Origin of the sequence: Niveispirillum cyanobacteriorum (genome assembly GCF_002868735.1) — a bacterium.
Taxonomy (GTDB): Bacteria; Pseudomonadota; Alphaproteobacteria; order Azospirillales; family Azospirillaceae; genus Niveispirillum; species Niveispirillum cyanobacteriorum.
Map to the genome: position 1 here is coordinate 1,692,637 of NZ_CP025611.1, position 13,209 is coordinate 1,705,845.

At 62.7% G+C, this 13,209-nt stretch carries 12 protein-coding genes; 8 read left to right on the plus strand and 4 right to left on the minus strand.

Going from position 1 to position 13,209, the window contains the following annotated elements; genetic code table 11:
• Positions 1 to 149: 149 nt before the first annotated feature.
• Positions 150 to 2,006, plus strand: coding sequence for a ribonucleoside-diphosphate reductase subunit alpha (locus tag C0V82_RS07680; protein ID WP_102111827.1), 1,857 nt, complete (start codon positions 150 to 152; stop codon positions 2,004 to 2,006).
• Between the two features lie 75 nt (positions 2,007 to 2,081).
• On the opposite strand, the gene C0V82_RS07685 is transcribed toward C0V82_RS07680, so the two are convergent.
• A complete protein-coding gene (locus C0V82_RS07685) occupies positions 2,082 to 4,439 on the minus strand; it encodes a hypothetical protein (protein ID WP_158659798.1) in 2,358 nt (785 codons plus the stop codon).
• Between the two features lie 257 nt (positions 4,440 to 4,696).
• Between C0V82_RS07685 and C0V82_RS07690 the strand changes: the two genes are divergently transcribed.
• The gene (locus C0V82_RS07690; RefSeq protein ID WP_102111829.1) at positions 4,697 to 5,116 is read left to right on the plus strand and encodes a hypothetical protein; all 420 of its coding nucleotides are present in this window, start codon (positions 4,697 to 4,699) and stop codon (positions 5,114 to 5,116) included.
• Here the strand turns inward: C0V82_RS07690 and C0V82_RS07695 are convergent.
• Positions 5,111 to 6,052, minus strand: a complete 942-nt coding sequence (locus C0V82_RS07695) for a nucleoside hydrolase (protein ID WP_102111830.1) — start codon at positions 6,050 to 6,052, stop codon at positions 5,111 to 5,113. The two genes, C0V82_RS07690 and C0V82_RS07695, sit on opposite strands and share 6 nt — an antisense overlap.
• 83 nt (positions 6,053 to 6,135) lie before the next feature.
• On the opposite strand from C0V82_RS07695, the gene C0V82_RS07700 reads away from it, so the two are divergent.
• The 6 genes from C0V82_RS07700 to C0V82_RS07725 all read left to right on the plus strand — a co-directional run bounded on the left by C0V82_RS07700 (position 6,136) and on the right by C0V82_RS07725 (position 10,760).
• A complete protein-coding gene (locus C0V82_RS07700) occupies positions 6,136 to 6,744 on the plus strand; it encodes an HAD-IB family hydrolase (RefSeq protein WP_102113310.1) in 609 nt (202 codons plus the stop codon).
• Positions 6,745 to 6,848: 104 nt separating this feature from the next.
• Positions 6,849 to 7,823, plus strand: a complete 975-nt coding sequence (locus tag C0V82_RS07705; protein ID WP_245924035.1) for a metal ABC transporter solute-binding protein, Zn/Mn family — start codon at positions 6,849 to 6,851, stop codon at positions 7,821 to 7,823.
• A gap of 12 nt (positions 7,824 to 7,835) precedes the next feature.
• Complete coding sequence (locus C0V82_RS07710; RefSeq protein ID WP_102111831.1) at positions 7,836 to 8,621, plus strand: metal ABC transporter ATP-binding protein; 786 nt, start codon at positions 7,836 to 7,838, stop codon at positions 8,619 to 8,621.
• The gene (locus C0V82_RS07715) at positions 8,621 to 9,529 is read left to right on the plus strand and encodes a metal ABC transporter permease (protein WP_102111832.1); all 909 of its coding nucleotides are present in this window, start codon (positions 8,621 to 8,623) and stop codon (positions 9,527 to 9,529) included. The genes C0V82_RS07710 and C0V82_RS07715 overlap by 1 nt, the downstream gene beginning before the upstream one ends.
• Positions 9,526 to 10,482: a metal ABC transporter permease gene (locus C0V82_RS07720; protein WP_102111833.1), complete on the plus strand. Its 957-nt coding sequence runs from the start codon at positions 9,526 to 9,528 to the stop codon at positions 10,480 to 10,482. The genes C0V82_RS07715 and C0V82_RS07720 overlap by 4 nt, the downstream gene beginning before the upstream one ends.
• Complete coding sequence (locus C0V82_RS07725; RefSeq protein WP_102111834.1) at positions 10,479 to 10,760, plus strand: hypothetical protein; 282 nt, start codon at positions 10,479 to 10,481, stop codon at positions 10,758 to 10,760. Before C0V82_RS07720 ends, C0V82_RS07725 begins: the two co-directional genes overlap by 4 nt.
• Here C0V82_RS07725 and C0V82_RS07730 read toward each other — a convergent pair.
• Together C0V82_RS07730 and C0V82_RS07735 are read right to left on the minus strand one after the other, a co-directional pair.
• Positions 10,735 to 12,366, minus strand: a complete 1,632-nt coding sequence (locus C0V82_RS07730) for a glycosyltransferase family protein (protein ID WP_158659799.1) — start codon at positions 12,364 to 12,366, stop codon at positions 10,735 to 10,737. The genes C0V82_RS07725 and C0V82_RS07730 overlap by 26 nt on opposite strands.
• Before the next feature lie 88 nt (positions 12,367 to 12,454).
• On the minus strand, positions 12,455 to 13,174 hold the full coding sequence (locus C0V82_RS07735; RefSeq protein WP_102111836.1) for a Bax inhibitor-1/YccA family protein: 720 nt from the start codon (positions 13,172 to 13,174) through the stop codon (positions 12,455 to 12,457).
• Positions 13,175 to 13,209: the final 35 nt, after the last annotated feature.

The window sequence follows — 13,209 nt, forward strand, 5'->3', positions numbered from 1 at the left end:
ACGTCAAGCCTATTCATGATGGATAGGGCGGAAATTTCTGCCTTGTGGTGGGCACGGGATTTGGTACGATCCGGTCCTCAGCCAACAAGATGTTGTGTTCTGTGGTTAGTTATCCACAGCCGGGGCACTGGGGAAAACGGGGATAAGTCATGCGCGATGGTGAAGTGAACGAGTGGGCTCCGCAGGGCGCCGACCTATTTGGCCAGATCCAGATGCGCAAGCATGCGCCGGTGACTGTGGATCATTCCAGAAACGAGCTGCTGACCACGTTCGGCAAAGCGACGCTGGACGACCGCTATCTGATGCCGGGCGAGACCTATCAGGATCTGTTCGCCCGCGTCGCCAGCTATTACTCCGACGATCATGCGCATGCCCAGCGCCTGTATGACTATATCTCCCGGCTGTGGTTCATGCCGGCCACGCCCGTCCTGTCCAATGGCGGTACCGCCCGTGGTCTGCCCATCTCCTGCTTCCTGAATGAAGCCAGCGACAGCCTGGAAGGCATTGTCGGCCTGTGGAACGAGAATGTCTGGCTGGCGGCCAAGGGTGGCGGCATCGGCAGCTATTGGGGCAATCTGCGTTCCATCGGCGAGCAGGTGAAGGATAGCGGCAAGACCAGCGGCGTCATCCCCTTCATCCGCGTTATGGATTCACTGACGCTGGCCATTTCCCAGGGGTCTTTGCGTCGTGGCTCCGCGGCCTGTTACCTGCCCGTCTCCCACCCCGAGATCGAAGAATTCATCGAGATGCGCCGCCCCACGGGTGGTGATCCGAACCGCAAGGCGCTGAACCTGCATCATGGCATCGCCATTCCCGACGCCTTCATGCGCGCGGTTGAGGCGGATGAGGAATGGGCGCTGACCAGCCCCAAGGATGGCAAGATCCTGCGCCGCGTGAAGGCACGCGACCTGTGGATTCGCATCCTGACCGCCCGTATGGAAACGGGCGAGCCCTACATGCTGTTCATCGACCATGTGAACCGGGCCATCCCGGAACATCACAAGCTGGCCGGCCTGACGGTGAAGATGTCGAACCTGTGCAGCGAGATCACGCTGCCGACCGGCATGGACCCGTGGGGCAAGCAGCGCACCGCCGTCTGCTGCCTGTCCTCGCTGAACCTGGAGAACTTCCTGGAATGGCAGGACCATCCGACCTTCATCGAAGACGTGATGCGCTTCCTGGATAATGTCATGACCGACTTTATCCAGAAGGCCCCCAGCGACATGGAGCGCGCCAAGTACTCCGCCATGCGCGAACGCTCGGTCGGTCTGGGCGTCATGGGCTTCCACAGCTTCTTGCAAAGCCAGATGATCCCGATCGAAGGCGTGATGGCCAAGGTCTGGAACAAGCGCATGTTCGCCCTGATCAAGCGTCAGGCCGATGCCGCGTCGGTCAAGCTGGCACATGAGCGTGGCCCCTGCCCCGACGCCGAGGAATATGGCGTGATGGAGCGTTTCTCCAACAAGATCGCTATCGCGCCGACGGCCAGCATCTCCATCATCACCGGCGGTGCATCGCCCGGCATCGAGCCGGTGGCCGCCAACGCCTATACGCACAAGACCCTGTCGGGCAGCCATTCGGTGCGCAACCCGTACCTGGAAAAGCTGCTGGCGGAGAAGGGCCGCAATGACGAAGACACCTGGTCAGAGATCACGCTGAACAGCGGGTCGGTCCAGCACCTGGACTTCCTGACCCAGGATGAGAAGGACGTGTTCAAGACGGCGTTTGAGCTGGACCAGCGCTGGCTGATCGAACATGCCGCCGACCGCACGCCGTTCGTGTGCCAGAGCCAGTCGCTGAACGTCTTCCTGCCGGCCGATGTGCATAAGCGCGACCTGCACCAGATCCATATGATGGCCTGGAAGAAGGGCGTGAAGAGCCTGTACTACCTGCGCTCCATGTCGGTGCAGCGCGCCGAAAGCAACGCCACCAAGGAAATCGGCAAGGCCAAGGCCGCACCGATGGCCGAGACGAACAAGTACGAGGAATGCCTGGCCTGTCAGTAAGGCCGGACATTTTATTCAGATTAGAAGGCGGGCAGCGATGCCCGCCTTCTTGCATTTTGGGGCCTATGGAACGGGTCAGGTCAGTGAGGAAATGGTGAAGGTGACGGTGGTTGGGAAAGCCGTGCCGTAATTGATGTTGGTGGAGAAGCCGCCCTGGTCATCAAACGGGTAACCATAGGTCAGGCCATTGATGCTGATGCCGTTTGTCGGATCAGCCGTCGCATTCTGATGCATAAAGGCCGAATAGAGGTTGGACGGGACAAAACCCGCGGCGGCCTGATCGTTCCATGACGGATAGAAAAGATAAGGCGCGCCATTGGTCGGCTGGGTCACCGGCTGGTTGGTATCGGTGAAGCTGGTCGCCAGCGAACCGCTGCTATTGGCCACCGTACCAACCAATACGGGCTGGCCCGCCGCCGTCTGTCGGTAGATATTGACCTGCTGATAGAGACCGGACGGTAACGGGTCCCAGAGCAGTTGGACCGCACTTGCAGCCGTGACTGCCGCTGTTACCCCCCAGGTCAGGGCGGTTTCAGCCCCGTTGGGAAGCAGGCCGGAGAGATAGTAGGTGTAGGTGCCCACCGGAACCGCATCGGCCTGCGCCGTCAGGGTCGGCAGTCCATTGAAAGCGTAGAGGCAGGTATATTGCTGCGGCGCCAGGGCAAGACCATAGCCGGTGGCAATCCCGCGATTGAGGGCCGAGACGATAACATTCTCGATGTTGGTCAGCGCGTTGGCGGCCAGCAGTGGGAACGCCTGCACCACGGCATCGGGATCATTGGGGGTGGCAAATACCCCGGAACAGCCGAACACCATCTGGCTGGGATCATTGCTGGCATTTGCCAGCCAGGGCGGCGCATTGGACAGCGCAAAGTTGGAAACCGCCATATCCGTCAGCGTCGCCGGCAGGTTCACGCTGGCCAGCCCGGTATTGCCCAGGAAATAGGGGAAGTAGATATTCACCACCGCGCCCTGATACTCACCCGCCGTCAGGCCAGACGTCTGGGCAAGATTGGCGTTGGTATAGTTGGTGGGGTCATAGGCATTGCCCACCAGTTGCAGCGCCAGATAGGCCTGGGTGCCATCGCCCCATTGCCAGGTCGCGTTAACCGGGTGGGCCTTGCCATTGGCATCCGTAAAAGTCGCATTGGTGATGGGTTGCCCGGCCTTTGGCCAGACCCATTGGACCTTGCCCAGCCACAAGGTGCCGTTGCTGCTGCCCGTCTGATTGGACTGATAAAATTGGAACGGGTTCAGCAGATAGTAGCCGAAGAAATCGCGCAGCGGTGCGTCGAACCAGGTCGATAGTGCGCTGAACCCATAGGCAGAGGAAGGCGGCGTCTTTGCACCGGCGGTCAGGGCGCTGTCGACGTAGAAGGGACCCGGCTGATTGTTCCAGTCGCTGATCGATTGGCTGGTGATCAGGCCATAATCGCTGATCTGTGCAGGAACCGCGGGCGGCGTTGGCGGGGGCACACCCGGACCGGAAGCCCGATAAATGTTGATGCCCGTGGCTAGGGGGTTGGCCGGTGTATAGCTGCAAGGACTGCCCCCGATCTGCCAGCCAAGATCGATCTGGGTTGCGCTCGCCGTACCTTGCGTCGTCTGCAGGAAGCCGCCGAACACCGCCTGGGAATTTGGCAGTGATTCTCCGTTCGGGGAGGTTTCGGTGACCAGATAAAAATAGCTGTTGTTGGCGAAGGGGTCGGACGTTCCGGGCGTACCGGCGGGCGCCAGATAGCTGAACGCATCCGGGATGGTGACAGATTGGATCACATCCTGCGGCGCCACGATGCATTTCTGCGTCCCCGCTGCGTCCTGCCCCAGGATCAGACATTCGTTGAACGGGCTGCCCGCCGGAAAGGCCGCTGCAAACTGGCTGAACAAGCTGGCCTGTGCCACGGCGCTGCCGATGGTGGCCATGGGAAATGGCACGGCACCGGTGCTTGCCACAGTATAGGTGAAGCTGACCTGATCAATATTGGAAATGTCGATATCCAGGATGGACCCGCCACCCGTGGCGGGTACGGCATAGGTCAGTTCAAAGATGCTGAACATCTCACCGGGATTGGTCGACAGCGTCGGCGACGCGGGCACACCATTGGTAACAGGGATACCGCTACAGGGGCCGATGAACATGGCCACCACACCAGACTGCAACTGCTGTCCGGACGGCAGGGTCACGGCGACGGTCGTGTTCCCCGTTGCGGGGGGCGTCGACGGCGTCAGAATGTTCAGCAGCGCCGTATACTGACCATTGGCCGCACTAGGGAACTGCTTATAGTGGCTTTTCGCGAAGTCCCAGTAGTACCATAGGTCGGTTGCCGGATCCTGCCCATACAGGGCGAGCGTGAAGTGTTTATTCAGCACATCGGGCGGAATCACAAAACTCCACGACGGAAAACCCGATGTGGATGCCGGTTCATTGGTCATTTTGACCCCCATTTGGCATTAATATATGGCTATGACGTCTTTGACGTCTGCATAGACATATCATCAATACTCGTCTTGGGCGATCACCGAACGGGAACCGGGGATAGTACTGATCACGTACCGACCGGCAGGCAGGCCACGAAACGGCCCCGACTTGACTATTGGGTTTGGCCGGGCTGGCCGTAGATTGTGACTTGGCCAGCACCGGGTAGCCCATGCCACTATCTGGCAGAAACATTGAAGAGGTATGGGAACACATGGGCGCCGCCCTTCCCCCGCGTCAAAGACTGACCCGCACTGTGGTCGTGGGACTGGTCAGCATATTGGCCTTGCTGTCCATCATGCTGATGGCGGATTTGGTCATTGCATTGGGGGCGGAGGCATGCGGGCATCCCGATGCCAACAGCAACTGTTATCCATGGTCACCCCATGCGGAGGGGCCCATTGAAGGTGCCTGGAACTACCATAGCAAGAGCCTTTATCTGTTCGCTGGTGGGGTGCACTTGACCTTTGTGGTCACAGCCATGCTGACCATGATCCGCTGGCGTAACCTGCGGGGCATCCTCGTAGCGGTCTGCCTGCTGGGCACCCATGGCGTAGCCCATGCCTGGGCGGATCAGGCGATCGGTAGCCGCACTGACATCATTGAGCTGTCGGACCTGCCAAAGCTGCTATAGCCGCCCCAGCCGTTCAATCAGCAGATCAAAAAATCCGTCCGCATCAGCGTTCAGCATGAAGAACACGTTCTTCGGGCGCTGGGTGATGCACCAGCGGTCGACAACGGTCTGGCCGATGGTCAGCGGAGAGGCGGTTTCCACCTCCACATTGACCTGCTTGCCCTGGAACAGGTCGGGCTTGATCAGCCAGGCGATAACGCAGGGATCGTGCAGAGGGCCGCCATCGGTGCCGTATTTGGCCTCGTCATACTGGCGGTAGAAATCCAGCATTTCATAAGTGACGCGGCCGACCGCACCAGGAATGGCGCGCACGCGGTCCATCTGCCGTTGGGCGGTCAGGACCTGATGCGTCACGTCCATGGAGAACATGACGATATCGATGCCGGATTTCAGGACGATCTGGGCTGCGTGCGGATCGACGAAGATGTTGAATTCGGCCACGGGGCTGCTGTTACCGCCTTCAACCTGTGCCCCGCCCATCAGCACGATGCGCTTGATCCGCGCCGCGATGTCGGGCGCACGGGTCAGGGCGGTGGCGATGTTGGTCAGCGGCCCCAGCGGGCAGAGCGTGACGGTACCGGCGGGTTCGGCGCGCAAGGTGTCGATGATGAAATCGACCGCATGCTGTGCCTGCAAGGGCATGGTCGGCGGAGGCAGGTCCGGGCCGTCCAGGCCGGTATCGCCATGTACCTCGGGTGCTGTATGCAGGTCCAGGAACAGGGGGCGGTCGCAGCCGGCGAAGACCTTCACATCAGGCCTTCCCGACAGCTCACAGATCTTGCGGGCATTGATCTCGGTATGGGCCAGCGGCGCGTTGCCGGCCACCGCCGTGACGCCCAGCACCTCAATCTCCTCCGGCGAGGCGAAGGCCAGCATCATGGCGACGGCGTCGTCCTGGCCGGGATCGGTGTCGATGATGATGCGTTCGCGCGCCATGGCCGCCTCCGTTGATGCAATCGCCGTCTGATATCCCGAAAAATGTTGAGCGGGAAGGCCCCCGCCTGTTTTATGCGGCCACCATGACACGACGCATCGCCATCTTTGATTTCGACGGCACCCTGGTGGGCGGCGACAGCCTGTTGCCCTATCTGGGACGGGTGGCGGGGCGCATGCGTTCCGGCCTGGTCTTTGCCCGCGCCATCCGGGCGGGGTTGATGAGTGCCGGGGCCAATCCCGACGATGATCTGCGCACCCGCATCAAGGCCGGCATGCTGCGCCGAGCGCTGGCCGGCGTGCCGGTGAGCGTGGCGCAAGCCGCAGCGGAGCGGATGCGCGGCTGGCAGCGTTGGTATGAACCCACGCTGACCGCTCTGAAACGCCATGCCGATGCTGGCGATCTGGTCGTGGTGGCCACGGGTGGCCTGTCGCTCTACATCCCCATCCTGCTGGAAGGGCTGCCGGTTGACCGCATCCTGGCCACTGATATGGAGGTGCGGGACGGCGTGTTGACGGGGGAAATGCAGGGCGGGAACTGTGTGCGCGGGGAGAAGGCGCGGCGGGTGGCGGCCCTGCTGCATGAGGCGGGACCGTTTGCGGAGAGCCATGGCTATGGCAACCGCCCGTCCGACCTGCCCTTTCTGGCACTGACGAGCCATCCGACGGTGATTCCCACTGTGCCCAGAAAGTAATGTTGCGATAGAACGATCACAGGACTTTGCCTTGCCGGCTTTGTCACAGGGCCTATATGCTGGTTCGATAGCAAGTTTGGAATGATTCCAGAAAGTCCGATCCCGTGACCGCGTCCAACGCCGCCCTTTCCCGCCGTACAGTCCTGGCCCTAGCCGGTGCCGGGATGTTGTCAGCTGGCCTTCCGGCGCGGGCGGCGGAAAAGCCGGTGTTTCAGGCGACGACGGGTCAGGTGGCGGAACTGCTGCGCGCCGTAGCCGGCGATACAGCCAGCATCAGCAGCCTGATGGGCGAAGGGATCGACCCGCATTCCTATAAGCTGACGCGCGCCGACACGGTCGCCCTGATGAAGGCTGACGCCGTGTTCCATTCCGGGCTGTTCCTGGAAGGCAAGATGGCCGAAATGCTGGACAAGCTGTCGGCTTCCAAGCCGGTGCATGCGGCGGCCTCTGTCCTGCCCAAGGACCGGTTGATCCATCCCGACGGGGCCGATGGCCATCCCGACCCGCATGTCTGGATGGACCCGACCCTGTGGCGGCTGGCGCTGCTGGGTGTTCGGGACAGGCTGTCCATGCTTTATCCCGCCAATGCAGCGCTATACGCCGCCAACGCGGCTAAGGCAGCCACGGAATATGAGGCGCTGACGGCCTATGCCGGCAAGGTGCTGGGCAGCGTGCCGGAGCAGCGGCGCGTGCTGGTCACGGCCCATGATGCGTTCTCCTATCTGGGCCGGGCCTATGGATTGTCGGTGGTGGGTATCCAGGGGATCAGTACGGAGTCCGAAGCCGGGCTACACCGGATCGAAAGCATGGTGTCCCTGCTGGTCGACCGTAAAATTCCGGCGGTTTTTATTGAGACCTCAGTGTCCGATCGCAATATCCAGGCGTTGATACAGGGAGCGGCGGCCAAGGGGCACAAGGTGGCCATCGGCGGCTCGCTTTATTCCGACGCCATGGGGGCGCCCGGCACTTATGAGGGAAGCTATGTGGGCATGATCGACCACAATGTCACCACCATCGCCCAGGCCCTGGGCGGCACCGTGCCGGCGCGCGGGTTCCAGGGCCGGCTGGCGGCAGGTTGAGGGGCGGAAACCATGCTGCAACGGCTATTGAGCGATAATTTCATCCCTAGCGCCGATGCCGGCGTCGGCGCGCTGGCCGTGTCTGGCCTGTCGGTAGCCTATCACCAGCGCCTGGTGCTGCGCGATGTCACCTGGACGGCCCCGGCACAGGGGCTGGTCGCCGTGGTCGGGCCGAACGGGGCCGGCAAGTCCACTTTCCTGAAGGCCGTGCTGGGCCTGGTCCCGGCGCTCACCGGCACGATCGAGGTCTATGGCCGTCCGCTGAAGCGGCAGCGCGCCCTGATCGGCTATGTGCCGCAGCGGGAGAGTGTGGATTGGGACTTCCCGGTCAGCGCGCTGGATGTCGTCACCATGGGGCGTTACGGCCTGATCGGCTGGGGCCGGCGCATCACGGGCAAGCATAAGGCCGCCGCCATGCAGGCGCTGGACCGGGTCGGCATGGCCGATTTCGCCCATCGCCAGATCGGGCAGCTGTCGGGCGGACAGCAGCAGCGTGTGTTCCTGGCCCGCGCCCTGGCGCAGGAGGCACGGCTCTATTTCATGGATGAACCGCTGGCCGGCGTGGATGCCGCCACGGAACAGACCATCCTGGCTGTGTTGCGGGAGTTGGATGCAGACGGGCGCACCGTCATCTGCGTGCATCATGATTTGCAGACGGTGGCCGAAACCTTCGATCATGTGCTGATGCTGAATGGTGGTCTGGTGGCCGCAGGGCCCGTGCGCGAGGCGCTGACCGAGGAGAACCTTCGCCGGGCCTATGGCCAGCGGGCCAGTGGATTGCTGCTGGGTCCGCGCTGATGGATATGGTGGGGCACAACACACTGGTCGTGCTGCTGGGTGCCACTGCCCTGGGCATGGCGGCGGGCATGGTAGGCTGCTTCATGGTGTTGCGCCGCCGCGCCCTGGTCAGCGATGCCCTGTCCCACGCCACCCTGCCCGGCATCGTTGCCGCCTTTCTGACGGGTATGGCGCTGGGGGTGGAGGGGCGGTCCCTGCCCCTGCTGCTGATCGGGGCGGCCATCAGTGGGGCCGTCGCGGTCGCCACGATCCAGGCCATCAAACGCTGGACCCGCCTGACCGAGGATGCGGCCATCGGTGCCGTCCTGTCGGTGTTTTTCGGGGCCGGTGTTGTGCTGCTGTCGGTGGTGCAGGAACTGCCCGCCGCCAATGCGGCCGGTTTGAAGGGTTTCATCTTCGGGCAGACGGCGGCCATGCGGACGGGGGAGGCCTTGGGCCTGGGTGCGCTGGCCCTGCTGGCAGCAATCATGGTCTGGCTGTTCTTTAAGGAGTTTCGCCTGCTGGCCTTTGATGAAGGCTTTGCGCGGGCCGCCGGCTGGCCCACGGGGCGTATTGATCTGGCGCTGATGGCGCTGGTGACCCTGGTGACCGTGGTCGGGTTGCAGACGGTCGGGCTGGTCCTGATCATTGCCCTGCTGATCACGCCCGCCGCCACCGCCCGGTTCTGGACCGATGATCTGTCCCGTATGCTAATCATCGCTGGCGGCGTGGGGGCCGTGTCGGGCGGGGTCGGGGCGGTGCTGTCGGCGCGGTTCGCCGACCTGCCAGCGGGTGCTGTCATCGTCCTCGTCGCCACCAGCCTGTTCTTCATCAGCCTGATCATCGCGCCCTCGCGCGGGCTTCTGGGCCGCAGCCTGCGCCGGGCGCGGTTGCGCCGCGCCTTGATGGCAGGGGAACTGGTGGGATGAATATCGATGCCGCCACCTTCCTGACGGTTGATCTGCCGGCCCTGTTGGCGGCCTTGTTCGCCTGCCTATCCTGTGCGCTGGTCGGCAATTTCCTGGTGCTGCGGCGGCAAGCGCTGATGGGCGACGCGATCAGCCATGCCGTGCTGCCCGGCATAGTGGCGGGGTTCATGGTGGCCGGCACCCGGGACACGTTCCCCATGCTGGCCGGTGCCCTGACCGCCGCCTTGGTAGCAGGCGGGATGATCGAACTGGTTCGCCGCCTGGGTCGGGTCGAGGCAGGCGCGGCCATGGGCGTGGTCTTTACCGGGCTGTTCGCCCTGGGCGTGGTCCTGATCGAACAGGGGCCGGCGCGGCAGGTCGACCTGGATGCCGATTGTGTTCTGTATGGTCAGCTGGAAGCCATCCTGTGGCTGACCCCCGGCGGCTGGGCCGATCTGGCCGATCCCGCCATCTGGGCCACCCTGCCCCGGCAGGTTATCCAGCTTATGGCCGTGTTCGCCCTGTGTCTGGCCATCATCCTGATCTTCTTTAAGGAATTCACCCTGGTCAGCTTTGATCCCGGTCTGGCCGACACGCTGGGCCTGAAAAGCGGACTGGTGCAGCAGGGAATTGTCGTGCTGGCGGCGCTGGCGGCCATCGCGGCGTTTGAGGCGGTGGGGTCCATCCTGGTCATCGCCATGCTGATCTGCCCCGCCGCCACGGCGCGGCTCTATACCGACCGGATGGGGCCGCAGGTGGCCTTGTCCCTGCTGATCGGGGGGATCACGGGGATTGGCGGCTATGGCCTGGGGGCGTTCGGGCCGTCGCTGCTGGGCTATGACATGGCCGTGAATGCGGCGGGGTCGATTGCCGTGCTGGCGGGGATCATCCTGGGGCTTTCCATTCTGCTGGCCCCACGCTATGGCGTCATCGCGCGCCGGATGCGGCGCGGGCTGCGGGGAGCGTTGGCGTGATTTCAGCGGAACTGTCCTACATCGTGCTGGGCGTGACGCCGGCCATTGCAGCGGCATGCCGTACATTGGCCGGCCAGGGCGGATGCTTCACGATCATGGACAGTGATCAGCGCGCGGGGCACCGGCTGGTGCTGGAACTGAATACCGGCAGCCGGGGACGGGCCATCTTCGTGCCGGGAAACCCAGAAGAAGCCGGCGACCGGGCCGACGCCATGGCCGAAAATGCCCGTTGCTGGCCCGATCAGACGCCCCTTATCCTTTCGCCCGCATCGCTTTGACACCGTCGAGGATCTGTCGCAGCATGCGTTCGCGCGACGAGATATCCGCAAACCGGGCCTTGGCCTTCTCCTGGAGCTGACCACGCAGGTCAGGATCGTCGGTGTATCGTGTGGCGGCAGGTGCGAAATCGGCGTAGCTGGACAGGTGGAAGTCTGGTCCCACCACCACGCCGACATCCCCGGCATTCAGGCTGTAAGCCGGGATGCCACGCGACAGGGCATAGGCAGCGGACGTGCCCCCACCGCCACGCGGCGGGTTGATATAGAGGTCAGCCGACGCCATCAGGCCCATGACGTCGGTTTCGTGCCCATGGGACCGCGACCGCGCCGCCAGGGTGGGGTGCGGGGCCACAAGCTCGGCGTAATTATCCATCTCTCCTACGAACAGGAAGAACAGGCGCGGTTCGGCCTGTACCGCCGCATCAAGGGCGGCAGCGAAATCCGGCGTCACCTCCCGCGCCAAGCGCAGGCCGATGATCAGGGTCAGGATCGTATCATCACCCAGGCCCAGCACCACCTTGTCCCGTACCGTCACGGCAGGCGGTGGGGCATAGGAATATTCGATGCGGATCACCTTGTCCGGGGTCAGTCCACCGGCGGCAAGGGCCGGCGTCTCCGCCGGGTTCAACGGGCGTGGCAGAGCCAGCCATGTCGGCTCCGCAAAGGGCAGATAGCTGCCATAGGGGATGGACACCACATCCAGCAGACCCCGACACAGGTCGGACACAGGGCAAAGCGTGCCGAAGGACAGGACCAGATCCGGCTTTAGCGCCAATATCTGGTCGCGGGCATCAGATGCCATCTGCGGATCGGTGAAACCAGCTGGTAAATGAATGAAGGGAATCGGCAGGCCATCAATGACCAGTTGCTTCGCGGCCACCAGTTCGCGATCCACGCTGCTGACGAAATTGCCCAGATAGGGAAAATGGGATTTAACCGGCCCATCGGCTGTGTTGATCAACACCACTCGTCGCCCCAGGCGTAAGACCAGCTTTGTCAGGAAATCCAGCATGTCGATGCTGGGCTGGTGGGCACCTCGGATAAACTGTCCCGTGGTGATGACGATCAGGTCCCGCTGACGCGCCGCCGCTGGAACCGGATCGCGGGCTGGCATAGCGGCACGGTAATGGTTCAGCATCGTCCGCCAGAGCCGGCGGATCGCCATGTCATGGGCGCCGGGATCGGTGAGTTTGATACGGTTGGTCCAAACGCCATAGATCACAGCGCGCAGGATGTAATCCACCTGGATCAGCCTGTGCCGAGGTTGGACACTTTCAAGATCGGCAGTTAAAATCTCGATCACACGGGTGGCAGCATTGGCATCGCAAAGCGCCATGGCGCGGAGCAGATGGTACAGTGTTTCTTCGCGCGCATTGTGGCGGGGCACCCGGTCCAACGCCGCTGCAAACGGGGCCGGGTCAGCCCCGGCGGCCACAAGCTGTCCATAGGTGGCGGCAAGTTCTTCCATCCGCATCCAGGCATCGGCGTTGAAGATCGGCTCCTCCATCCTACCGGCAAGTGTTCGCGCCAGTAGGGCGGCAAAACCTGTCAAACTGTTCTCGCCACCGGTCACTACCCTGCCCTCCATCCACCCGAACAGGATCATAGAGAGCGGGGCCGGAAATGAAAACGCCCAGCGTGGATATCTCCACGCCGGGCGTTCCATAAGGCCGGGTCCTGGAACCCATCAAACCTTATTCGTCGCGCTGACCCATCAGGGACAGCAGGAACTGGAACAGGTTGATGAAGTTCAAATACAGGCTCAAGGCACCCATCACGGCCAGACGGCTGTTGGCCTCTTCACCCCAGTGGGAAGCATAGCTTTCCTTGATCCGCTGAGTATCCCAGGCCGTCAGGCCCGTAAAGATGACCACGCCCAGAACCGAGATGGCGAACTGCAACGCGCTGGACGCCAGGAAGATGTTCACCAGACCGGCGATGAGGATGCCGATCAGGCCCATCATCATGAAGCTACCCATCTTCGACAGGTCGGCCTTGGTCGTGTAGCCATACAGGCTGGTGCCCGCGAACATCGCCGCCGTGATGAAGAACACGCGGGCGATACTGGCGCCCGTATAGACCAGGAAGATCGACATCATCGACAGGCCCATCAGGGCGCTGAAGGCGATCAGGCTGGTCCGCAGGGCGGACGCGGACATCCGGTCAGGCCGGAAGCCGAAGAAGATGAAGGCGAGGGGGGCCAGCATGACCACCCACTTCAAAGGCGTACCGAAGATCATGGCGACCAGGGCTTCGCTCTGCGAACCCAGGAAAGCCACGCCGCCGGTGATTGCCAACGCCAAGCACATGTAATTATAGACGCGCAGCATATGGGTACGCAGACCTGCGTCAAAAGACGCCTGGTCCATGGTCCGACTGCCCGCCGCATACGGATTATAGGGTCCGTTTACCATCGATGTATCCTCGACAGGGGCTGTTGAGTACTGAA